19 protein-coding genes are annotated in these 22745 nt (G+C 57.3%); 10 read left to right on the plus strand and 9 right to left on the minus strand.

Annotated elements, in window-relative coordinates; translation table 11 throughout:
* Positions 1-14 precede the first annotated feature (14 nt).
* From DXT96_RS20400 to DXT96_RS20425, 6 genes are all read right to left on the minus strand, one after another.
* Complete coding sequence (locus DXT96_RS20400) at positions 15-1703, minus strand: peptide ABC transporter substrate-binding protein (protein ID WP_153516202.1); 1689 nt, start codon at positions 1701-1703, stop codon at positions 15-17.
* A 30-nt stretch (positions 1704-1733) separates the two neighbouring features.
* Positions 1734-2684 (minus strand): ABC transporter permease, encoded by a 951-nt coding sequence (locus tag DXT96_RS20405; RefSeq protein ID WP_153516203.1) that lies wholly within the window; start codon positions 2682-2684, stop codon positions 1734-1736.
* The gene (locus DXT96_RS20410) at positions 2681-3634 is read right to left on the minus strand and encodes an ABC transporter permease (protein ID WP_153516204.1); all 954 of its coding nucleotides are present in this window, start codon (positions 3632-3634) and stop codon (positions 2681-2683) included. Before DXT96_RS20410 ends, DXT96_RS20405 begins: the two co-directional genes overlap by 4 nt.
* Before the next feature lie 4 nt (positions 3635-3638).
* Complete coding sequence (locus tag DXT96_RS20415) at positions 3639-4583, minus strand: ABC transporter ATP-binding protein (RefSeq protein WP_153516205.1); 945 nt, start codon at positions 4581-4583, stop codon at positions 3639-3641.
* Positions 4580-5593 (minus strand): ABC transporter ATP-binding protein, encoded by a 1014-nt coding sequence (locus tag DXT96_RS20420; RefSeq protein ID WP_153516206.1) that lies wholly within the window; start codon positions 5591-5593, stop codon positions 4580-4582. The genes DXT96_RS20415 and DXT96_RS20420 overlap by 4 nt, the downstream gene beginning before the upstream one ends.
* A gap of 91 nt (positions 5594-5684) precedes the next feature.
* A complete protein-coding gene (locus DXT96_RS20425; protein ID WP_153516207.1) occupies positions 5685-7046 on the minus strand; it encodes a CapA family protein in 1362 nt (453 codons plus the stop codon).
* Between the two features lie 473 nt (positions 7047-7519).
* Here DXT96_RS20425 and DXT96_RS20430 point away from each other — a divergent pair, with 473 nt between their 5' ends.
* From DXT96_RS20430 to DXT96_RS20460, 7 genes are all read left to right on the plus strand, one after another.
* Positions 7520-8671 (plus strand): hypothetical protein, encoded by a 1152-nt coding sequence (locus tag DXT96_RS20430; protein WP_153516208.1) that lies wholly within the window; start codon positions 7520-7522, stop codon positions 8669-8671.
* A gap of 123 nt (positions 8672-8794) precedes the next feature.
* Positions 8795-10474 (plus strand): carboxylesterase/lipase family protein, encoded by a 1680-nt coding sequence (locus DXT96_RS20435; RefSeq protein WP_153516209.1) that lies wholly within the window; start codon positions 8795-8797, stop codon positions 10472-10474.
* 218 nt (positions 10475-10692) lie between these two features.
* Positions 10693-11427 carry a PIG-L deacetylase family protein gene (locus DXT96_RS20440; protein WP_153516210.1) on the plus strand — a complete coding sequence of 245 codons (735 nt, stop codon included), beginning with the start codon at positions 10693-10695 and terminating at the stop codon, positions 11425-11427.
* A gap of 30 nt (positions 11428-11457) precedes the next feature.
* Positions 11458-12420: a VOC family protein gene (locus DXT96_RS20445; protein WP_153516211.1), complete on the plus strand. Its 963-nt coding sequence runs from the start codon at positions 11458-11460 to the stop codon at positions 12418-12420.
* 3 nt (positions 12421-12423) lie between these two features.
* Complete coding sequence (locus DXT96_RS20450; protein ID WP_153516212.1) at positions 12424-13095, plus strand: 4-carboxy-4-hydroxy-2-oxoadipate aldolase/oxaloacetate decarboxylase; 672 nt, start codon at positions 12424-12426, stop codon at positions 13093-13095.
* Positions 13088-14140, plus strand: a complete 1053-nt coding sequence (locus DXT96_RS20455; protein WP_153516213.1) for a 4-oxalomesaconate tautomerase — start codon at positions 13088-13090, stop codon at positions 14138-14140. The genes DXT96_RS20450 and DXT96_RS20455 overlap by 8 nt, the downstream gene beginning before the upstream one ends.
* A 232-nt stretch (positions 14141-14372) precedes the next feature.
* Positions 14373-14585: a winged helix-turn-helix domain-containing protein gene (locus DXT96_RS20460; RefSeq protein WP_153516214.1), complete on the plus strand. Its 213-nt coding sequence runs from the start codon at positions 14373-14375 to the stop codon at positions 14583-14585.
* Positions 14586-14683: 98 nt separating this feature from the next.
* Here DXT96_RS20460 and DXT96_RS20465 read toward each other — a convergent pair whose 3' ends face one another.
* Positions 14684-16090 (minus strand): type II and III secretion system protein family protein, encoded by a 1407-nt coding sequence (locus DXT96_RS20465; RefSeq protein WP_236776483.1) that lies wholly within the window; start codon positions 16088-16090, stop codon positions 14684-14686.
* Positions 16091-16910: 820 nt separating this feature from the next.
* On the opposite strand from DXT96_RS20465, the gene DXT96_RS20470 reads away from it, so the two are divergent.
* Together DXT96_RS20470 and DXT96_RS27220 are read left to right on the plus strand one after the other, a co-directional pair.
* Entirely contained in the window at positions 16911-18371 is a 1461-nt protein-coding gene (locus tag DXT96_RS20470; RefSeq protein ID WP_236776492.1) for an efflux transporter outer membrane subunit, read from the plus strand.
* 99 nt (positions 18372-18470) lie between these two features.
* Entirely contained in the window at positions 18471-19106 is a 636-nt protein-coding gene (locus tag DXT96_RS27220; protein ID WP_153516217.1) for an invasion associated locus B family protein, read from the plus strand.
* 344 nt (positions 19107-19450) lie between these two features.
* Here DXT96_RS27220 and DXT96_RS20480 read toward each other — a convergent pair whose 3' ends face one another.
* Complete coding sequence (locus tag DXT96_RS20480) at positions 19451-20917, minus strand: carotenoid oxygenase family protein (RefSeq protein ID WP_153516218.1); 1467 nt, start codon at positions 20915-20917, stop codon at positions 19451-19453.
* Positions 20918-21011: 94 nt separating this feature from the next.
* On the opposite strand from DXT96_RS20480, the gene DXT96_RS20485 reads away from it, so the two are divergent.
* The gene (locus DXT96_RS20485) at positions 21012-21632 is read left to right on the plus strand and encodes a TetR/AcrR family transcriptional regulator (protein WP_153516219.1); all 621 of its coding nucleotides are present in this window, start codon (positions 21012-21014) and stop codon (positions 21630-21632) included.
* 39 nt (positions 21633-21671) lie between these two features.
* Here DXT96_RS20485 and DXT96_RS20490 read toward each other — a convergent pair whose 3' ends face one another.
* The gene (locus DXT96_RS20490; RefSeq protein WP_153516220.1) at positions 21672-22700 is read right to left on the minus strand and encodes a transporter; all 1029 of its coding nucleotides are present in this window, start codon (positions 22698-22700) and stop codon (positions 21672-21674) included.
* Positions 22701-22745 lie beyond the last annotated feature (45 nt).

Below are 22745 nucleotides of genomic sequence, written 5' to 3' on the forward strand. Positions count from 1 at the left end.
GCCGACGCCCTGCGCTATTGCCGGCGCCATTCCTCCGACCAAATCTGCAACGGATCCAAGGTTCCTTGGCGGAAGTTTTTGAGGTCAGTCACTGTGACGTAGGCGCGCGGATAGAAATAAAGCGGAAGCATGGGGAGATCTTCGGCGAAAATGTCCTGGACCTTTGCCCATTTCTGCTTGGCGGTGTCAGGGTCCAGGGCCGATTCGAGGTCGCTGATCGCCTTGTCCATCTCCGGGTTTGAATAGGCGGAGAAGTTATTGCCGACACCGTTGTTCCCAGCGCTCGGTATCGCGTCCGATCCTAGAGCAATCCGCGGCGAAACGGATGGCGAAAAGTCGATCGATGACATTATCAAAGCCTTGAATTTCCGCTTTCTGGCCATCTCGCCGTTGAATTCCTGCAGGGGGACGAAATTGTTAGTGATCTCGACGCAGACATCCTTCAATTGGCTCTGGATTACCTGGGCAATTTGTTCGCGAGTCTGATTCCCCGCGGTCGAAACTAGCTCCAGAGATAGGCGGTCGCCTTTGTCGTTGACGCAGATGCCGTCGTCACCAGGTTTCCATCCCGCACTCGCCAGAAGTTCCTTGGCCTTTTCGGCATCATACGAATAGAGCTTCACGTCCTTGTTGTAGTAGGTGTTTTCATTGCTGAGAATTCCGTTCGCCACGGGTTGGAGCCCCCCGAACAATTCGTCGCTGATCGCTTGGCGATCGATCGAATAGAGAAGCGCTTGGCGGACCGATTTATCTTTGAGGATAGGGTTGTCGAAGTTGACAGCGATCCGCTCCATGTTGGTTCCGTACGCCATATGGTAGGTGAACTTGTCCGGCTGCTGACTCTTGAGATCTAGCATCTGCGAGAAGCTGATACCGCCGGGACTGACGGGAACGGCTTCTACGGAACCTGCAAGCAGATTTTGAAGCAGAGAGGAGGAGTTGTCTCGGTAACTCAGAATGATCCTCTGGAGATGAGGCTTCTCCCCCGGCCATTTGGGATTGGGCGTAAAGACAATACGGGTCCCGATCTCGTAGTCGCTCAGCAGATAGGAGCCATTCCACAAGCCAGGATTGGTCGGCTCGGTGTTGTAGAGCGATTGCTTGATGTAAGTGTCGAGCGTCGGATTGGCCGCGTAGACAGGCCCCTCGAGATGCTCGGGGATCACCTGGTCCCAGGAATTGTAGCTTGAGATCACCTGCGGGATCGTAAGCTGGACAGTGCGATCGTCAACAACCTTCAGCTCGGAAGCGCGTGCCCAAGAATTGTAGTTGGTGAAGCCGATCTTCGGATCGCTCGCCATCTTCCAGGTGAATTCGATATCCTTCGACGTAACCGGTACGCCATCGCCCCACGCAAGCCCCTCCCTGAGCTTCAATGTGACGTTCATCCCCTTCTTACCATCGGGAAGATCAACGATCTTGGCCATGCCGTTCTCGATGGTCGGCAAAGTTTCGCAGAGTACGCAGTGGTTGATGACATTCTCATCGAAAGCAGTCATCGGTCGCAGTGAGTAGTTAATGACAAGCCGCTTCGTGTTGTTCACCTGGACCAGCGGATGGAAGTTCGTCAGGAACTGCAACTGTCCGACGACCAACTGATCCTTCGCCTGAGCCATTGCACTATCGACGGATAGCGGTGTTAGGACAGCCGTCGCGAGTGCCGCGGCGAGAAGCGATCTGAGTCTTTTTCCTACAGGCGTCATATTATCCTCCATCAGACTTCTGTTAGTTGGTTAATGGGATCCCGATCGGGTTTCCGATCTCGGGTCGAAGGCGGAGCGGACGCCGTCGCCAACGAAGTTCACGGCCATGACGGTGGTGAAGATCAGAAGGCCTGGGTAAACCGCTAGCATAGGGGCAGAGATAATGAGCTGTTGTGCGTTGGTCAGCATGTTGCCCCAGGTGGGCGTCGGTGGAATGATGCCGAAACCAAGGAAGCTGAGCGTAGATTCGAATAAGATGATGCGGCCAACCGACAGCGTCATAGCCACGATGAGTGGAGTTGCGATGTTGGGAAGAATGTGAACGAAGACGTTGTAGCTTCCCTTTGCGCCACTGACGGTGGCTGCGCGGACGTAATCTACGTCGCGTAGGCCGATCGTGCCGGCTCTAGCGATCCTTGCGATAGTCGTCCAATCGACCAGTGCTATGATGATTACGATACGAAGAAAGACCGCCAGAGGAGATGTGGCTGCAGCTTGGCTGAGCCCGAGCTTCGTCAGATCTACGGCGCCGAGCACAATCAGCACGGGGATCAACGGCAGGGCGATGATGCAGTCCGTCATTCGCATGAGTACGTTATCGAATTTGCCCCCTATGTAGCCGGCGGTCACGCCGACCGTGATGCCAATGACTGCCGTAATAAACGTGGCAAGTAGGCCAACCGCGATGGATACCTGTCCTCCATTGAGTAGACGGAGAAGCACGTCGCGGCCGAGGTCGTCTGTGCCGAGCCAGTGTTGAAACGTCGGCGGCTTGAAACGTCGCAAAAGGTTCGTCGCGTTCGGGTCTATGCCAGCTAGGTGCGCGATGGGTCCTGCGAACGCGCACGCTAATGCAAGGACGACCACGAAGATCAGCGAGATCATGGCCAGCTTGTTGTGCCGGAAGCGCTCCCACCGCTTGCTCCACACGGAGTTCGATTCTGCGCGCTCAGGCGTGGTGTCGGTGACAACTGTGCTCATTTCAGTGTAATCCTCGGGTCAAGCCAGGCATAAGCGAGGTCGGCGAGCAGACTTGAGAACAACGTAACGATTGTCGCAAGAAGGAGGCCGACCAAAGCGAGGTTGAAGTCGATATTGCTGATTGCGTCGTAGATGACCTTGCCCATGCCGAGCATGCCGAAGATCGTTTCGACAACGAGCGCTCCGGAGAACAGGGATCCGAAACCGAGGGCAAGAACAGTCACCATCGGGATTAACGCGTTGCGCAGGGCGTGGCGGGTAATCACGGTGGCTTCCGAAAGGCCCTTCGCCCGAGCCGTCCTAACAAAGTCCGAGTTCAGCGTTTCGATCATAGATGCCCTCACATATCTGACCAACGGCCCGACATGAAAGAATGTCAGAACGACTACAGGCAGGATGAGATGGATGATCTGCTCGCCGATGGGAGCCCCCGCCAAGAGCGGCGTGCCGCTTGCCGGCAACCAGCCCAGGTTTACGGAAAACACGATAATCAAAATGAGCGACGTCCAAAAACCCGGTAGCGAAATGCTCGCGAAGGAGACAAGGCTTATTATGCTGTCCGTCCATCCCCCTGGCTTTCTGGCGGCGAGAGCGCCGAGCAGCATGGCCAACGGAATGCTGATGACCTCTGTTGCGATTAGAAGCTTTGCGGTCTGTATGACTGCAGGCCCAAGCACGTCCATGACGGGTTTGAAGTAGACGCTCGAGTAGCCTAGGTCACCCTGGATTGCTGAATACAGCCAGTGGCCATATCGGGTGAAGAGCGATTGATCCATCCCATACAGCGCGCGCATCTGTGCCATTGTCTCGGGCGTCAGCGATGGGTTGCCTTCAAGCATGTTTTCGACGGGATCGCCGGGCATGAGCCCAATGAGCATGAACAGCAGAAGCGACATCACCAAGGTGACGAGGACTGCCTGGAGAAGACGTGAAACGCTATATCTCAGCATCGGCTCAATCCTTGAAGTGACAGGCGGAAAGCTGCGTAGGACGTCCGGGCGCAGGCAAGAGGGCGGGCCGCTCCACCTTGCAGACGTTCTGGGCTTTCGGACATCGAGTGTGGAAGACGCATCCGGAAGGAGGCGCCAGGGGCGACGGTATTTCGCCCCGCAGGATCTTCTCCTTTTTTCGACGACCCCGGCCAATTCTGGGCACCGAGGCAAGGAGGGCTTGTGTGTAAGGATGGCTAGGCTTCAGGAAAAGATCTTCCGAGGCTGCAACTTCCATAAGCCGCCCCAGGTAGAGAACAGCGACGCGGTCGGCCAAATGCCGGACGACGCCCAGATCATGACTGATGAACAAATAACTGATGCCATGCTGCTTCTTGATATCGTCGAGGAGGTTTAGGACCTGACTCTGGATCGATACGTCGAGTGCTGAAAGCGGCTCATCTGCAACGATCATTTCCGGCTCGGCAATCAGAGCACGGGCGATCGCGATACGTTGACGTTGACCACCCGAAAACTGATGCGGATAGCGGCGGGCTGCTTCCGGCGGCAAACCTACCTGGCCAAGCACTTCAACGGCCCTAGCCTGTCGTGTCTCGGGTGGAATGCCCTTAAGTCGAAGTGGCTCCGCCACGATCTCCCCAACGACCATGCGCGGGTCCAACGCGGAGAAGGGATCTTGGAAGATGACCTGGACAGGCATTTGATCTTGTCCAGCAGGCCTCGCACTTTTGAAGGTCACCGTGCCGGCTGTTTGCTTTCGAAGTCCCGCGACGACATATCCGAGCGTCGACTTGCCGCTCCCACTTTCGCCCACGAGTGCGAGCGTCTCGCCCTTGGAGACGGTCAAAGAGACGTCATTGACGGCCTGTAGCCACATGGGGGGCTTCAAGAAGCCCCCGCCGATCGGGATGTCAACGTTGATGTGATCGAGTGTCAAAAGTTCGGTCATGGCATTACCTTGTGGCAGGCGACCTGATGTCCGGGCGAGACTTCGCGAAGCTCCGGCTCAACCTGTAGGCAGCCTTCGTCTGCAAAGGGACAGCGGCGCGCAAAGCGACAGCCCTCCGTGATGTCGGACGTGACGCGGCCCGGTATGACGTAGAGCCTGTCCACGCGCTTATCCGGATCGGGGATCGTTTGAATCAATCCCTGGGTGTACGGGTGCATCGGATTTCTAAAGAGCTCGTCGGCCGGGGAGTGCTCGACCGCCTTGCCGGCGTACATCACCATGATCGAATGCGCGACCTCTGAGACGACGGCGAGATTGTGGCTGATGAACTGGATCGACATCTTTGCGTCGTCCTGCAGTGTCAGCATGAGATCGAGAATTTGAGCCTGAATGGTTACGTCGAGGGCTGTGGTAGGCTCATCAGCGATTAGTAGTTGCGGACGGCAGGCGAGCGCCATGGCAATCATCGCACGCTGTCGCATTCCGCCCGACAATTGATGGGGATAGTCTTCCGCGCGACGCGCGGGAGAAGGGATGCCCACTTGCGCGATCAGATCTACCGCACGTGTGTGGGCGTCTTTCTTGCTGAGCTTCTCGTGTTTTACGAGCACCTCTGCGATTTGCCGTCCTACCGGCATAACGGGGTTCATTGCCGTCATAGGCTCTTGGAAGATCATCGCGATCTCGCGACCGCGCACGTGCTGCCATTGTCGTTGCGTCAACTTCGCTAGATCTTTTCCCTCAAAGTCTATCGTACCGCTAACCGTGCCGGCACCTGCGACGAGGCCAAGAAGAGCAAGCGACGTCATAGTCTTGCCGCAGCCACTTTCCCCGACGATACCCAGCGTCTCGCCGCGTGGAATCGAGTAGTTCAAGCCTCTGACAATGTTGACAGGACCTTGAGGGCCAGGGAATGAGACTTTCAGGTCCTGAACGTTCAGTAGTGGCTTAGAACTATCAGTGGCCGACGCAGCTCCGCCACCAACGACATCGCCGTTGACATAAAGCATTCGTCACCTCCCTTTGACTTTCGAGCCCGATGGGCACTTGTTGTTATGCAGTTATCGCCTGCCGCAGCCGCCCGCGGCAGGCGATGTAGATTTACAGATCGATAACGCCTACGCCGTCTTTGATTTCGATCCGAGTTCCAAAAGGCTCCGAAAGGCGGCGGTAACGATCGATAATGCGAACAGCATCTTCTCCCTTTGCCATCATCGGTCGACCTTCGGTATTGTGATGTTCGCCCTTACCCGTGCGACGCGTCTGCTTCACTTCGGACGAAGTGTCGCGACCCATCTCGACGGGGTGAAGCAGAATGCGTCGCAGTTTGTCCCCTTCCATGTCCAGCTTAATCACGGCGGAGCTCCACCATGTATCTGTCGGAGTATCGAGGCCTGGGTGGAGCGGGTGTGCCGCCGGAGTGAGCATGGAAAGACGATCCACATCGTGGCCCCACGCGTCATAGCTATCGAACGGAACGCGCTGGATAAACTCGGACTGGGCGAAGAAGTTGCCAATGCCGTAGAAGATTGGCTTCCCGTTGTAGATTTCGACACCGAGCGTCCTGTGCCAGCCGTGGCCTACATAGATATCGGCGCCGCCGTCGATGACGGCATGGGCAAACTCCCTTACGAAACCGGGAGGCGTATCCCCGCGAGGACCATCGGATACGCTGAAGTGGTGGGCGACGATCACGAGGTCGGCCATCGCACGCGCTTCGTGCACCGAACGAAGATTGCGATCAAGATCACGCTTGTGGCAACGACTGATGATCTCGCACTTGTCGCCCACGAAGAAGGATTCCGGATCGCCCCATTGCTGGGCGCCGGGAATTTGAATGCCGAAGGACCCATCGCGGCCATGCTTCGGCTTTTTCATGAAATTGAACTTCTCGCCGAAATCCTTCAGATTCTTGGCTGTCTGCTCGTCGACCATGAATTCGAACGTTAGGCGCTGGGGATTGACGCCAGGGCGGCCTTTCAGCGCTCCCTTCGGCATGCCTGCCCACATGAAGTGCTGATTTCCGGAACTCGTGGAGACAAGTGCGATGCGGCCGTTCTTCTTGTCTACATAGCCCGGCTCGCCTGCCAGCTCGAGATCAGCGCCCGTTCCAGCGGTGACGATACCAGCAGCCTTCATATGCTTCTTGGTCGCAAAAAGGCCTTCTGCTCCAAAATCGAAGCTATGATTATGTGCTGTCGACATGATGTCGAATCCCGCCCACCGCAGATCCTTGGTGATTTCCGGGTCCGCCATCATGAAGCTGCCGATGCCCTGACCTCGGGCGGGCCACTTGAGCTCATCATAGTCTGCAAAATTCATTTCCAGATGGCCGTAAGTAACATCCGCGTCCTTCAGGACGTCCCAAACCTCTTTGAATTCGGGCTCGTCGTGCATGGCGAACGGGCGACACACCATGCATTCGCCCGCCAACGCTACTTTCCAGTTCCGTGTCGACACCATAAAACCTCCTGAGCCGGCGCTGATGCAAAGCATCTAGGTCCGCCGAGCTGCCGTTCTGTCATGTTTCTGAGCGTTAAACTCCCACGCGACTTCTCTCTCTCCCGTCGCATCGAAACCATAACAGTCGGTCCAGGTATCACAAGATTTGTATGTTGCCTTTCAGAAATGCCGTTTTGGCATATCTCGATTTTAGGCCTTGTCTTAATACACCTTCCGGGTGGCGATTTCGGAAACGGGGCAGCGCGATCGCCATAACAAAACGCTAAGGCTGATATTCCAGCGACCCACCTAGCGAAGCATCGGTAATTGTCTAGGGTGGCGCTACGGTTTGCCACGGAGGATGGGCTTGCCGGTGCGACGCCCAATTCGAACCTATCGAGGTTCCTCGCGCTTAACTGAGTGCGAGGCGGTTCGTCATGGCTTCTCCGCTCTCTTCGTTGGCGCGCACTGCCTACCTAACCTTGGAGGAAAGAATGAAACTTGCACGTCGTACGTTCATGACCGCAGTCGGGATTACAGCGGCCTCCGGGTTTCTCTGGAACGAAAGCAATGCTGTTGAGGTTGAAGAAGTGCATCACGCGGTGGCAGCGGAAGTTCCATGGTTTTGTAACCAGGTGGCCCTTACAACGACAGGGGACATGTTCTTCGGCCTGCCGCGGTATCCCGACTACGATCAGACACCTTCGCTCGCAAAGATGGGGTCGGATGCGAAGCCTGCGTCATTTCCGGGCAATGCCTGGAATGAGTGGAAGCCCGGCGATGATGGCCGGGACAGCTTCGTCTACGTGAATTCGATCCACATTTTCAAGGACAACACAGTCTGGGTTGTCGATCAGGGAGCGCTACGCGCGGACTCCTATCCTCCCGAGCTTTCCAATCCTCGTCCTGGTGCTCAGAAGCTGGTTCAGCTCGATCCTTTGACAGGTGATGTGCTCACGGTATTGCGCTTCGACGACCATATCCTTCCGAAGGGAGCGAAGATGAACGATCTTCGCGTTTTCGGCGAGCATGTTTATGTCACCGATTCCGGGCTCGGCGCGCTGATTTATCATAACCTGACAACGGGGCAGACCATGCGTCGTCTGTCGGGCCGTGCTCAGATGCTGGCGAAGGTCGATCCCAATTTACAGCAGGGCAATCACCAAACGCCGAAAATCGATATGATCGAAATCAGCGATGACGGCGACTGGATCCTCGCTGCCGCGCCTACCGGACCTTTTATTAAGTTGAAGAGCTCCGCGGTACGCGACCCCTCCCTATCGGACGACGCCCTGGCAACCTTAATCGAAGAGTTCGCTCCCATTGCGCGTAGCGGTGGATGTGCGCTGGACACGCTGGGCAATCTTTATCTCTCCGAACTCGATAACAAGCGCGTAACGATACTGTCTCCGGATGGGCGTACTGCAGTGCTGACGTCGGACGATGAATTCATCAGTCCCGACGGCTCGTTCATAGCCGCTGATCGCAAACTCTACATCCCTGTGACGCAGTCGAGGCGCACAAAGTTATTTGGCAACAAACAGGACATGGTGAAGCGCCCTTGGAAGATCTACGTCGTAGACCTTCCAAACGACGTCGCCGGCATAAAGCTTGGAAACTCCTTGAACGGCGTGAGAGCTGGCTAGCAGCTCACTTTAGGGCATTTGCCGCGAAAAATCGCGAAGGACGGGATGCCCCGTCAAAGCAGCCTCTTTGTAACCACGGCGGACATATCGCCAGATCCTCGATTCTTAAAGTTTGGAGAAAAGATGCAAAGTCACATCCTTGGAGCGTTTCCGAAACGCATCGGTCTGCTGGCGGGTTTAACGCTCAGCCTTTTGATGACTTCAGCGGTTCTCGGTAATGCAGCGTCGATTGGCGACGTGGCCGTCACGGGCGGAATGGTCAGGGGCGTTGCGAGCGATACGCCCGGTGTTACCCAATATCTCGGCATTCCGTTCGCAGGGAACGTCGGAGGTCAGAACCGCTGGAAAGCGGCGCCACCTGTCACGCCGTGGGAGGGTGTCAGGCTCTCCGACAAGTGGGGCGACCAGATGCTGCAAGACCCTAACAAGCTGTCGAGCGCGCCTATCAGCGATGACGGGTTGAACTTATCCATCTGGACGCCCGCCGAAAGTCCAACAGACAACCTCCCTGTCTATGTGCTGATCCATGGAGGGGCCAACCGTCTTGGCTCAAGCGCGATGAGTGACCTCTATCCAGCGGTGCTTGCTGCGCAGGGTGTCATCGTCGTCTCGGTCCAGTATCGTCTCGGTGGACAGGGATGGTTATCGCTGCCCGAGATGGCAGAGGAAAATCCGCAGGGGCCGAAGGGCAATTTTGGTGTGCTGGATCTGGTCGACGCCTTGCAGTGGGTTCACAAGAACATCGATGGCTTCGGCGGGAATCCCTCTAAAGTCACGATCGGTGGGCAATCAGCCGGCGGAGAGAACACTGTCGCGCTTTTGCGAACCCCGCTTGCGAAAGGGCTTTTCAAGCGGGCGTTTATTCAATCGAGCTTCACGGGATTCCTCCCCGGAAAGATAGTCTCATTCGCAGACAAGTCGACGCAGAACCAGGACGCCGTGAACAAGCTGTTCGGTAAACCTACGAAATTGTCCGACCTTCGTGCACTGGACCAGGAGACCTGGTTGGCGAAGTTGAACGGCGGCAAGGAGAGTCTGTACAATTCATTCGCCGGCGCGGTGGGCACCAACCAGTTCTACACGATCGACGACTATGTCTTCACCAAGGATTCGGTCAACCTTCTCAAACCGGGCAATCTCGACGGGCTTGATATCATTATCGGGCAAACCGCCGATGAATACACTGGCCTTCGCCCAAATGACTTGGAGATGACGGAGGAAGAGCAGCAGAAGGCTATGCTGTCGGCCGTAAGACCGCATCAAGCGGGGAACGTCGATGAGCAGGTATTTCCACTGTATCGAACTGACGATCCGGTAGAAGCCTACCGGTTGTCCCTTCGAATGCTCAACGACTACATGTTTGAGTACGTGCGCATCGGCGCAGAATTCGCGAAGGCACATAACAAGGCCAACGTCTATCTGTACTACTGGGACCATTGGCCGCCAGGCAAGGACCAAGGATTCCGGCGCGCCTGGCATGCCGGAGACAACTGGTACTTCAATGGGGCTATTCGTTCTGGTGACGCCACGCAGTTGCCATGGACTGATCCGGATTTCGCGATGCGAGACATCGCCGTCCGGTACCTGGCGAATTTTATCAAGACTGGTAACCCGAACGGCAACGACGTTCCGCACTGGGGTCAGGTAACACCGGAGTCGTCCGGTCAGTTTATTCGCTTTCACGAAGGCGAGACGCAGATGCGTACATCCACTCTGTACCCCACACGTGATGCATATATGCGGGAGAAGATCATTAAAGGGATTGGTATGACGCAGGAAGAGGTCTTTGGTGGCGGGAGATAAGTTTCTCGCCAAAGTCGGGTTCGACCGAGGCGACGCGAGGCCGCTTTTTCTAGGGCGAATTTTCGGTTGTTAATCTGCCTTCAAAGTGGCGTCGAGATGAGCTCGCGATCGCCGGCAAACACAGCCCCGATACCAAAAACGTCAAGACCGCCCGGAACACCCACTAGTAACCGCCGACGATTTTTAGCGCGATCGGCGCATACATTCAGGAGATATTCATGTCGGACAAGAAAACGGCGCTCGTCATCAGCGCCCATGCGGCGGACTTCGTATGGCGCTGCGGTGGCGCGATCGCTTTGCATGCCAAGCTCGGTTACGAAGTGACGGTGGTCTGCCTGTCTTTCGGCGAGCGCGGCGAATCCGCCAAGCTCTGGAAGCAGCCGGGCATAACGCTCGAGAAGGTCAAGGCCGCCCGGCGCGCGGAAGCGGAAAAGGCAGCCGAAGCGCTCGGCGTGCACAAGCTGGTCTGCTTCGATCTCGGCGACTATCCGCTGAAGATGACCGACGAAGACAAGAACCGGCTGGTCGACGTGATCCGCGAGGTGCAGCCAGCCTTCATGCTCAGCCATTCCCAATACGATCCCTACAACACCGATCACATGTACACGACCCAGGTGGTGCTCGAAGCCCGCATGATCGCCCAGGCCTGGGGTCACAATCCTGGCCAGAAGGTGTTGGGTGCGCCGCAGCTCTATCTCTTCGAACCGCACCAGACGGAACAGATGGGCTGGAAGCCCGATGTCTTCCTCGATATCACCGACGTCTGGGACAAAAAGCGGGCCGCCATCGAGTGCATGGAAGGCCAGGAGCATCTGTGGGAATTCTATACGCGGGTGGCGCAAAACCGCGCCAACCACTTTCAGCGCAATTCCGGCGGACAATCCGGCGGCCGTGCAGCGCTTTATGCCGAAGGCTTCCAGTCCGTGTTCCCGCGCACGGTCAACGAGCTTTGAACGGCACCGAGCTGCCTTGGGAGGAATACCTTGGAACCCTGTTTTGACATCGCCCATCTCGCCCATGTCGAGATGTATACGGACAAGTTCGAGGAGAGCCTGGACTTCTTCCTCAACGTCTACGGCTTGACGCTTGCAGGCCAGGACGAAACCTCGGCCTATCTGCGCGCCTGGGATGACTACGAGTTCCACACGCTGAAGCTCACCCGCCATCACACGACCGGCATCGGCCATGTTGCCTATCGCACATCTTCTCAAGCGGCACTTGAGCGTCGCGTCGCCGCCATTGAGGCAAGCAAATACAAAGTCATCGGCTGGGTGAAAGCCGATCTCGGCCATAACAGCGCCTTTCGTTTCGAAGACCCCTTCGGCCATGTCTTCGAAATCTACTGGGACACGGTGCGCTATATGCCGCCGGAAGAACAGCGTCCGAAACTCAAGAACCTCGCGCAACGCTTTCACGGTCGTGGCTGCCATCCTCGCCGTCTCGACCATCTCAACCTGCTTGCCAGCGATGTCTCGGAATTCCGCAGCTTCATGGAGACCTGCCTCGGTTCCCGCGTCACCGAAATGATCCAGCTCGACAATGGCCGGGTCGGCGGTTGCTGGTTCACGGTCAACAACAAGACCTACGATCTCGCCTGTACAGAAGAACACGCCGGCGGGCATGCGCGGCTGCACCACGTCACCTATGCGACGGATACCCGCGAGGACATCCTGCGCGCCGCCGATATCTTCCTGGAGAACGGCGTGCACATCGAGACCGGGCCGCACAAGCACGCGATACAGGGCACCTTCTTCCTCTACGTCTGGGAGCCCGCTGGTAATCGCGTCGAACTCGCCAATTCCGGCGCCCGCCTGATCCTCGCCCCCGATTGGGAGCCCGTCGTCTGGACGGAAGCCGAGCGCAAGAAGGGACAGGCCTGGGGCCTGAAGACCATCGAAACCTTCCATACCCACGGCACGCCGCCGAACGAGAAAAAGGAGCACTGAGCCATGGCTGTGGTGGTGCAGAACATCAAGCGCGTCGATCAAGCCGTCATCGACGGCCTCGCCAGGGCCGGCGTTGCAACCCTACACGAATCGCAAGGGCGCAAAGGCGTGCTGTCGAGCAGCATGCGGCCGATCTACGCCGGCGCGCAGATTGCCGGCTCCGCCGTGACGATTTCGGCACCGCCCGGCGACAACTGGATGGTGCATGTGGCGATCGAGCAGTTGAAGGACGGCGATATCCTCGTGCTTGCCCCCACCTCGCCCTGCGACAACGGCTATTTCGGCGATCTTCTTGCCACGTCGGCCATGGCGCGCGGCTGCCGCGGCCTGATCATCGATGCCGGCGTGCGCGACATCCGCGACCTGACCGCCATGGGCTTTCCGGTGTGGTCGAAGGCTGTCTCCGCACAGGGCACGGTCAAGGAGACGCTGGGTTCGGTCAACGTGCCAGTGGTCTGCGCCGGCGCTCTGGTCGAGGCGGGTGACGTGATCGTCGCTGACGACGATGGCGTCTGCGTTGTCCGCCGCGACGAAGCCGAAACCGTGCTGGCGGCGGCAGAAAAGCGGCTAGCCAACGAAGAGGCCAAACGCAAGCGGCTGGCGAGCGGCGAGCTCGGCCTCGATATCTACGGCATGCGCGAAACGCTCGCCGCAAAGGGGCTGAAATATGTCTGACGGCGGCATTCCCTGCCTATGGATGCGCGGCGGCACCTCCAAAGGCGCTTATTTCCTTGCCAAAGACCTGCCCGCCGATCCCGGCGAGCGCAATGCACTGCTGCTGTCCATCATAGGCTCGCCCGATCCGCGTCAGATCGACGGCATCGGTGGCGCTGACCCGCTCACATCGAAAGTCGCCATCCTCTCGCCATCGAGCCGTGACGATGCCGATGTCGACTATCTCTTCCTGCAGGTCTTCGTCGACCAGCCACTTGTCAGCGATGCGCAGGGCTGCGGCAACATCCTCGCGGCTGTAGGACCAGCAGCCATCGAACGTGGACTGGTAACGGCCGAGGATGGCGAGACCGAGGTGCGCATCCATATGGTCAACACCGGCGAGATCGCCATCGCCCGCATCCAGACGCCGGGCGGCAAGGTGAGCTATATGGGCGACACCGAAATCGCCGGTGTTCCCGGCACCCATGCAGCCGTGCCGCTGCTGTTCGCCAATGTCGCCGGTTCGATGTGCGGGGCGCTGCTGCCCACCGGCAACACCGTCGATGTCATTGATGGTGTCGAAGCGACCCTGATCGACAACGGCATGCCCTGCGTCGTTATGCGGGCATCCGATTTCGGCCTGACCGGCGTGGAGAACCGCGAGGCGATCGAGGCGAATGCGTCGCTGAAAGCCCGTATCGACGCCATTCGGCTCAAGGCCGGGCCGATGATGAACCTCGGAGATGTCGCAACCGTCTCAGTGCCGAAGATGACGCTCGTCTCCGCTCCGACCGCAGGCGGTGCGATCTCCACCCGCAGCCTTATTCCCCATCGCGTGCATGCCTCGATCGGCGTGCTCGCCGCCATCACCGTTGCGACGGCAACGCGGCTTGCCGGAAGCCCGGCCGCGTCTCTTGCCATCCCTCCCGCAGACGGCCGTTACGTCATCGAGCACCCGACCGGTATCATGGAGGTGTTTCTCGATCTCGATGGAGCGGGAAACATCAAAGGCGCGGGTACGGTGCGGACGTCCCGGAAGCTCTTCGACGGATGGGTTTTCCTCTAATGATAAACTGCGGGAATGCAGTTCCCACCGACGAATATCTGAGCAAGCCATGTAATCCGCGCGAACTGGCCGCTCGCATTCGCGCCATCCTGAGGCGTCGCCATAGCCAGCCAGATCGTTCGGTTGGCCCTCATATATTTTCGCGAATTGTGTCGCGGATTTTGAATGTCGGACTCTCACAGCCCCCAATGGCAACCCTGTCAGTCTAACCGGTCGTGAATTCGAATTGCTGATGGTCTTCCTTCAGCGTCCCCGTTCTCTGATTTCCCGCAACCTGTGGCTCGAACTCACTCAAGATCGCGCGGCCGGTTCATCGGACCGTTCAATTGACATCTTGGTCAGCCGCCTGCGCCGTAAGCTTCATGAGGCCGGTGTCGTCACGATGTTGAGAACCATGCGCAGGAAAGGCTACCTGCTAGCCGTTGCGGTAGAAGTGCGCAATTGATGGGGGTCCGGCTCGTCGATGTTGGCCTGATGGCAGCACGCAGATGGTGGGGCGAGAGAAAAGACGCCTCAAACAGCATCGACCAGGCCGCGATAGCGTCATTTGTAAATGAACCCCACCGAACCGTAGTAGCGACCTTCTGGCTTCTTTCCAGCGGTGCCGTAAAGTCGGTTAACATGGCCAAGGAAGCCGCTTTCCAAATCGTTTGCGGGGTTGAAATTATCGTCGGGTCGAGAAATCGCTGACCGGGCGACGGGCCGAACCAGATACGGCGTCGCGATGATGACCAGCTCTGATTCATTGCGGATGAAGTCCTTGCTTCGGAACAGCGCGCCGAAAACGGGAATCTTCGACATGCCGGGCAGGCCGGAGATGGCCTGACGGACATTGTCCTGCACCAGTCCCGCGATCACAATCGATCCCCCCGACGGCAGCTCGACGGTCGTGGATGCTTCGCGTTTTCGAATGGCGAGGTAGGTCTGGCCGGGAACGCTTGTGTCCGAATTGCCGCTAACGACAGAGCCTTCGAACGTCGGCTCAGAGACCTTGGTTTCGATGGACAGACTGATGCGGCCAGGCCCGAGCACGACAGGCTTGAAGTTGAGCTCAATGCCGTATTCCACGCTCTCGGTCTCGCGGGTCACGGTGTTGCTGCCATCGTCCTCTTCCGTGACCTCTTGGCCGGAAGCCAAGCGGTATTCGCCACCAACATAGAGCTTTGCTTCTTGTCCGGAAATGGCGGTGAGACTGGGTTCAGCTAGCGTGCGCATAACGCCGGCCTGTTCCATTGCGTTCATTGAGCTCGATAGATCAACGCCACCGACCGAGCCGTGGAGCGTCGATGAGGTTGTATTTCCCGCATTGCCGAGGTTGGATGGATTTGAAAAAGAGAAGTCGACCCCCGACCCGGTGATCGAGCCGCTAAACCCAAGTTGTTTCAAAACCTGCCGGCTAACCTCGGCGACGGTTACCTTGAGCGTAACCTGGTCCTCGCCCTCCACTCTTAACAAGTTAACAATCTGCGACGTCTGGCGGTCCTCTGCAAAGATGTCGGCGTCACCGTTGTTACCCTGTGCGGTTATGCTACGGGTCGTTGCCTCCCCTCCCTTCAGAAAGGCCTCGGCCAGATCAGCGGCAGTCGTGGAATCCAACGTGGTATTTACGGTGCCGGTAAGCACAATGTTGTCGGAGATGATTTCAACACTGATATCTGCATCCCGTATGAAGCGTCGAAGGTTGGCCTCCAACTCCGCAATGTCGCGCTCGATGCGGATGTCAAGTCTGACGATCTCTTCACCGTCAGGGCCAAAGACGAAGATGTTTGTCTGGCCAACCGACTTACCAAAGAGATAAATTCGCCGCGATGTTCGTGTCACCGCATCGGCAAGGGACGGGTCGGCAACAAGTATATCATGCGCGTCCGAAGGAAGATCGACGACAACAGCCTTGTTGAGTCCAAGTTTTATTGCCTTTTTTACTCCGGGCCCAGTGTTCGTAATCCTCATGATTGTATCGTGGTGCTCTGGTCCCTCCAACCTCGAGGCGGCATGATTTTCGGCATTCGCGAAGGATGCACCGAGGCAGGTCCCTAGGGCGATTGCGACGTAAACCCGCATCATGAACAAAGCCTTTGTTAGCCTATCGATTAAAGCGAATAAAAATCCTACATTACTAGTTATATACTATAGTGATTCGTGCAAATTGTTTTGCATTTCAGTAATGTATCAGTTTATGTCTAATTGGTTCATTAACATATCGATTTGTTTCGGAGTCGCTACCATTTTATATTGATTCATGTGGCATGGACATGAGTAACCGCTCGCTGCGGCCGCTCACGACTTGGGCCTGCGGTTATGTGTAGTGGAAAACTGTCGCGAGGAAGTCAGCGCGTTCCAACCTTGGCGGCGAACTCTCGTGCCCTCGCTCTGTCCGGCTGCTGCAGATTTTGCATCCTTGCTCTCCGCCAGGATCTGAGCCCCGCCGCAGACCTGCCCATCCGGGCGGCGGCCTCGCTTGCGCAGGCGGCCATCACAAGCACGGCGGCCGGGCGGGTCTTGAGCCATTGGCGGTCAACTACCCCTATATTGATGGACCTCCGAGCGCGAAGCTTGCCGCGGAGCTCGGATTTTACCCAGTTTTACATCCCCTTAACAGCGCTTAACGTTGGTTCGTCTATCAAGAGCCACTGAAGGTTTCACTGCCTATCGCAGAGATCGCCTGGGTTTGGCCGCCTGCCTCTAGCAGCGAGATTGCCGTGTGCAATTCCTGATCTCACTTATACGGGACTGTACGATGCAACTGAAAAGAACTGATCGTCCGCATGAGATGCACCCTCACCTGGCAGCATTATTGTCAGTTACGTTGATAATAAACGGGTGCACAGTCGGGCCAGACTACAAGGAACCGGTAATGTCTCTTCCAGCTCTCTGGACCAAAGAGGGGCTTCCGTCTAAACCGCCCGAGCTCGCCCAATGGTGGAAGCAACTGGGAGATCCAATGCTTGATCAGCTTGTTGCTGATGCTGTTGAGGGAAACCTGGACGTTGCCGCTGCGAAAGCCAAGATCCGCGAAGCCAGGGCAGCCACCAAGGAGGACGCTGGAAGCCTCTTCCCAACACTTTCCGCTGCCTCGGCAGTCGATCGGCTCCGGAATTCATCGTCATCAGCCGACGCGTCGGTCTCCAGCCAGTATCAGGCAGGTTTTGACGCCAGCTGGGAACTTGACTTATTCGGCGGAAACAAACGTGCGTTGGAGGCTGCAAAATATGCAGAAGACGCATCCCAGGCGCAACTGCGCGATACGCTGGTCACTTTAGTGGGTGACGTGGCGTCCTATTATGTTCAGGCGCGCGCGTATCAGGAGCTTATCGATTTAGGCGAGCGATCGGCCAGATCACAGCGGCAAACCGCAACATTGACACGGCAACAGCAACAGGGCGGAGAAGCCTCCGTCGTTGATGTCGTCAAGGCGGAGGCGCAAACAGCGGCTATCGAGGCGGACATCCCGTCTTATCGGATAGAATACGCCAAGTCAGTGCATCGCCTCGGCGTCTTGCTCGGTCGAGCGCCCCTCTCCCTCGAAGCCATCTTGGCGAGGAAGGGAAAAATCCCGCTGCCACCCAAGGCGCAATCGATAGGCATTCCCGGCGACCTGCTTGCCAACAGACCAGATATCAGAGTTGCGGAGCGCCAACTCGCGGAGTCGACCGCTGGTATCGGGCGAGCCGAGGCGAACCGATATCCGTCAATTTCGCTGACAGGGTCCATCGACTCGTCGGCCACGAGTTTTGGCGACCTGGGCAGGAATTCGACGATAAGCTGGTCCCTCGGCCCCAGCATCAATATCCCGATTTTTCAAGGCGGTCGGCTAAGGGCTGCGGTCGATGTGGCCAAAGCCCAACGTGATCAATCCTTTTTGGAATATCAGGAGACTGTTCTTTCGGCCTTGGAAGACGTTCAGAATGCTATCGTTTCCCTCAATCAATCGCGCCTGAGGCGATCAAAGCTCACATTGTCCGCCGCCGGATACCGGGAGGCTGTCAAGTTCTCTCGCGAAATTCAAAACTTGGGCAGTGGTGACCTCTTTGCCGTACTCGACGCGGAGAAGACACTCTATTCGGTCGAGGAAGACCTGATCGAGACCAAGCTGGATGTGGCGCGCTACTACATCGCTCTGAACAAGGCGCTGGGGGGCGGTTGGGACGGCGTCGTAGACGTCTCCGAGCCGGCAGTGGTCGACACGAACTCTCAGCTCCGTGTGGTTGTGGCGCCGCGCCGCCGCGGCTGAACGTGCTCAGCATTTTAGCCCCGCTTTTGCACGCCTCACCAGCTTTCAGGCTTTAAAGGTCTCGCTGTGTTTCTGTGGTCATCAATCGAGAGGATAAAAGTGAGTACGAGCCTGTTGAACGCGATAGTCGGGATTTCCGTAGCAACACTTCTAACTCTTGGAAGCGGTGCACATGGGGCCATCAGCCAAAGCCCGGACAGTCGCCGCTATTTGCTGGACGAACCAGGCCTCGCGCAAACCGTTTCAAACGACGATTCAGGCGCCGGCAATGGGGACAACGCCAAAAAGCTTGCCAACGGCGCAGATCGGATCAAGGAGATCTATGGCGACTGGGCGGTTGAATGCAGGATGGTCGAAGCCAAAAGAGCGTGTTCCATGGGCCAGTTCTACCACAATGCCAATACCGGCATGGTCATGTTCGCCATCGAACTTTTCCCGCCAGAGAACGGGTTGACGAAGATGCTCTTAAGATTGCCTCTTGGCCTAAGGCTCTCAGAGGGTATCAATCTCAGGCTTGACGACGAAAGTTCCGGACAACATGCGGGCATTGTTACATGTACGCAGGAAGGATGCCTTGTTCCACTGACGTTGTCGGCGTCGAGCATTGATACAATGAAAAAAGCAGGATCGCTCAAGGTCAGCGGGATGGCGTTCGCAGAAGGTGCCAATCCCGTTTTCCACGTTTCGCTAAAAGGATTTTCACTCTCATTCGAGCGGCTGGAGACAATGCGATGAGCGATCGTCGTCTGTCAAAGTTCGGAAAAAGCACAAAGTCGCGGGTCAACACCGCTGCAACAATGGTGGCGGCAATAGTATGCAGCTTTGACCGTGAGCAAGAACGCGCGCCTTTTTAACGGGGGCATTGATCAAGGCCGCCTCGATGAGTACGCTTGCATCGTGCTATTATATCTGACTGAATGTAAAAAGCGGCAAAGGCGGAGTAAAATTAAGTAATATTTGCCCACTATGTGAACGTCTATATGCTCCGAGGCCTGCCCCAACAACGGACTGCGAAAACGGTTCCGAGAGGCTGGTACCGGATGATGGTATAATCTCGCACCCGAACGGACGACGCTGGCTCAGTCTGCACGCAAGGCGGAACCAGGTACCCAGTTTCCGTGCAATGACATGCGCAGCCGCATCGGGAGTTTGATCGTTGCGATCGGACCTTCGGATATCTGCTGCGCGTCGAGCACGAGAAGATCCGTCGCACGCTCCGCCAGCCGGTTTACAAGGCCGATGATGTAACCCTCGCCCTCGGGTGCATCGGCGCGCCTGGGCACGAAGATCGGCTCCTGGAAGCAGGACTGATCATCGGCAAACCAGGTCTTGGTCTTACCCGTCGCAACGTTGATATGGGCGAGCATGTTGAAAAACTGAAATGGACGTCGCCCAATCCGGGCCTCGTCAAAGGGCTTTGTCGGATCCATCGCGATGACGAAACCGTGCTGATATTGCCGCCCCATATATCGATCGTCACTGCGGGGAAATTCACACGGAAACTGGGTCAGCGGTGTCATCCGCAGCGTGTTTCCCGGTGCGTTCATATCGAAGGTCAACCGCATCATGTTCGAGGACAATGTCTCCGGTGGCGGAACCGTGCCGTCCGCTTGCGGGAAGAAATAGAAGATGTTGCCGCTGGTGACCGGCATATCGATGTAGATGCGCCCGCCATCGTCAAAGGCGTTGAGTGTATGGCCCTGGAATCCATTGGGGGCCGTGAACCAGCGCACGTCGCGACCGTCACCGTCGCGGCGGAGCACGCCGAAAAGCTGATTGAGCCCAGGTTGCCACTGAAAGTGCTTGCCGCCTTGCCTGAGCCGCTCGGCGTCGATGGTGAGCGGCATCAGAGGAAAAATCACGTAGTTCTCGGTCACAGCGAAATCATGGATCATTGCGGCATAGGGAGCAACAATCCATGTCTCCCGCTTCTTGCGGCCCTGTGCATCAATCTCGTAATAAACGATGTCGGGCGTCGCATCGCCCTTGGCCTCGTAGCCAAAGCAAAGAAGGTCGCCGCTGGCAGGGTCGATTTTCGGATGCGCGGTGAAGGTGGCGCTGGTGAGCTGGCCGTCGAAATCCCAAAGGCCGATGGTTTCAAGCGTAATCGGATCAAGCGCGTAGGGCGCGCTATCCTCCTTGAGCGCCAACAACTTGCCGGCATGCAGGATCACATTCGTATTTGCGGTGCTGTTATTCAGCTCCCGAACGCTTGGGTCATTCGTGTGCTGGTTGCGATAGACACCGTGCAGTGAGGCGCGGGCGGCACGCTGCGCCTTCAGCCGCTCCGTCATGACGTATCGGCGCTTAAAATCCACATGCCCGTTCTTGAAGCGGAAGGCGCTGATAACGCCATCGCCGTTGAAGAACATGTCTTCACCAAGCATGGGCGGATACTGGGGGTCAGGTGCGGCCTGAAAGAACGTGCCGTCGATTTCGGCCGGCACTTTTCCCTCGATCTCGAGATCGTAGACCTCACCTTCGAAGCGGACGGGTTTGTAAAGTGCCCCGGTGAATTCCGGACTGCTGGGGAAAGGTCGTGTCATGTGAACTCCTCCTATAACCGTACATAACTGTACTATTATAAACTTATTCCCAGGTCAACTTAACAGTACGGCTCTGTCCGGTTATAACGACATCATGCGTGTTCGAAGCGAGAAAAAAAGAAACGAGATCATCGACGTTGCCGGCGCACTCTTCCTGCGCGAAGGGTACGGCTCCGTTTCCATGGCAACGATCGCATCAGCCGTCGGCGGCTCCAAGGGAACCCTCTACGGCTATTTTTCGTCCAAAGAGGACCTCTTCGCCGCCTTTGTCATCGCTGCGGGCAAGCAGAGACGCGAGGAGTTCCTGTTGCTGCCGGGTAAGGAAGCAGCGCTTCTTCCGACGCTGACGGCATTGGGCAGAAACTATCTACGATTGTTGCTTTCACCTGAGATCATGGCGATCAACCGGCTTGTCATCGCCGAGGCGTCCCGGTTCCCGGAACTTGGCCAGATTTTCTTCGAGAACGGCCCGAAAAGCGTCATCGACGTAATAGTCACCCTTGTCACCGACGCCGCAAACCGGCACGAACTCATCTTGGATGATCCTGTGGCCGCCGCCTGGCGCTTCAAGGCCCTCTGTGAAGTCCGTCTGTTCGAACAGTGCCTCTGGGCAATCCGCGATGGAGCGACCGAGGAAGAGATCGCGCAGAATGTCGAGCCCGCGATCCGCATTTTCCTGAACACGTACCGCGCCGGAAACAGCAAGAGCGCCTGACAATTCTGCTATGGTCCGCACGATCTTTCGGGACGCGGCTCACCAGAGCTTACGAATGAAGCTCAGCTGCAGGTAATTGCCGTCGAAGGCGTTCCGGCTGTAAACGTCCGTCAGGAACTTCAGCGAAACGGTGCTGCGCTGCTCGGGAAAGTCGATCGCCAGAATCGGACCAAGGCGAATTGACTTGTGGCGCTGACCGTCCGCCGCCGGAACGGCGAGCGAGCCCGCGTCGTCCTCGATCTGCCATTTGACGTTGCCAGCAAGACCGAACTGGAACCGATCGTAACGCTCGCTGATGGCGAAATCAGCCGAGATGTAGTCGCCGTCGCGGTAGTTGAATCCCCCGGTCGCATCCTCACGCTCGAAATTGTGGTTGTAGAAAATCCGGGTGGAAAATTCTGTTCCATCAAGGAAAATCGGCCTGGTCCGGTAGGTGAAGGCAATATTCGGCTGTAGGATCCAATTGTTGAAGCCGGGGCTGCCGACCGTGCTGCCGTCGAAAATACCGATCGGGATCGTCACGCCGAGCCCGAGGCCCAGCGTGAAACCGACGGGCATGGGCGGAATGAAATCCGGGCCCGGTACCGGCTGGCCCGCCGACCCGGGCGGTGGTCCTTCGTACCAGCTCTTCGACCAGAAGAAGATGTCGGAATAGGCGTCGAAGGATCCGGTGTGCTTGTCGCTGAGGTCGACCGGCAAACTATCGGTGATCGTCAGATCGTGCTTGCCGTAGGTAAAGATCAGCGAGGACGCCATCCGTCCACCCAGGAACTCCCCCGGATAGACGTAAAGTCCACCCAACTGGCCCTGCAGAAGTCGATCATCCGTATCCGGGAACATTGCATCGCCATTGCCATCGCTCAGCGAGTCCCGCCAGTGACCCCATACGCCGCCGATGGCATAGAATCCCGCTTCCGGTGGCAGCTCGGCGGCCCGTATGTCGGATGTGGCTCCGGGTGTGGTGGTCTGGTAGAACTCGGCGGCGTTGGCGATATCCCCGGCCATCGCGCCGGTAAGGCCGCTGAGAACCAACAGAGTTGCTTTTAGTTTAAGCGATTGCGTTTCCATCGTGATCCCCCACTTCGGATGTTTGGAATTTGCACACGCGCTCGC

It is taken from the genome of Agrobacterium sp. ICMP 6402, assembly GCF_009498615.1.
GTDB classification, from domain to species: domain Bacteria; phylum Pseudomonadota; class Alphaproteobacteria; order Rhizobiales; family Rhizobiaceae; genus Agrobacterium; species Agrobacterium burrii.

Coding starts and splice junctions, on each gene's coding strand:
- DXT96_RS20400 (WP_153516202.1), bottom strand. CDS start 1,703: ATGACGCCTGTAGGAAAAAGACTCAGATCGCTTCTCGCCGCGGCACTC.
- DXT96_RS20405 (WP_153516203.1), bottom strand. CDS start 2,684: ATGAGCACAGTTGTCACCGACACCACGCCTGAGCGCGCAGAATCGAAC.
- DXT96_RS20410 (WP_153516204.1), bottom strand. CDS start 3,634: ATGCTGAGATATAGCGTTTCACGTCTTCTCCAGGCAGTCCTCGTCACC.
- DXT96_RS20415 (WP_153516205.1), bottom strand. CDS start 4,583: ATGACCGAACTTTTGACACTCGATCACATCAACGTTGACATCCCGATC.
- DXT96_RS20420 (WP_153516206.1), bottom strand. CDS start 5,593: ATGCTTTATGTCAACGGCGATGTCGTTGGTGGCGGAGCTGCGTCGGCC.
- DXT96_RS20425 (WP_153516207.1), bottom strand. CDS start 7,046: ATGGTGTCGACACGGAACTGGAAAGTAGCGTTGGCGGGCGAATGCATG.
- DXT96_RS20430 (WP_153516208.1), top strand. CDS start 7,520: ATGAAACTTGCACGTCGTACGTTCATGACCGCAGTCGGGATTACAGCG.
- DXT96_RS20435 (WP_153516209.1), top strand. CDS start 8,795: ATGCAAAGTCACATCCTTGGAGCGTTTCCGAAACGCATCGGTCTGCTG.
- DXT96_RS20440 (WP_153516210.1), top strand. CDS start 10,693: ATGTCGGACAAGAAAACGGCGCTCGTCATCAGCGCCCATGCGGCGGAC.
- DXT96_RS20450 (WP_153516212.1), top strand. CDS start 12,424: ATGGCTGTGGTGGTGCAGAACATCAAGCGCGTCGATCAAGCCGTCATC.
- DXT96_RS20455 (WP_153516213.1), top strand. CDS start 13,088: ATGTCTGACGGCGGCATTCCCTGCCTATGGATGCGCGGCGGCACCTCC.
- DXT96_RS20460 (WP_153516214.1), top strand. CDS start 14,373: ATGGTCTTCCTTCAGCGTCCCCGTTCTCTGATTTCCCGCAACCTGTGG.
- DXT96_RS20465 (WP_236776483.1), bottom strand. CDS start 16,090: ATGAGGATTACGAACACTGGGCCCGGAGTAAAAAAGGCAATAAAACTT.
- DXT96_RS20470 (WP_236776492.1), top strand. CDS start 16,911: ATGCACCCTCACCTGGCAGCATTATTGTCAGTTACGTTGATAATAAAC.
- DXT96_RS20480 (WP_153516218.1), bottom strand. CDS start 20,917: ATGACACGACCTTTCCCCAGCAGTCCGGAATTCACCGGGGCACTTTAC.
- DXT96_RS20485 (WP_153516219.1), top strand. CDS start 21,012: ATGCGTGTTCGAAGCGAGAAAAAAAGAAACGAGATCATCGACGTTGCC.
- DXT96_RS20490 (WP_153516220.1), bottom strand. CDS start 22,700: ATGGAAACGCAATCGCTTAAACTAAAAGCAACTCTGTTGGTTCTCAGC.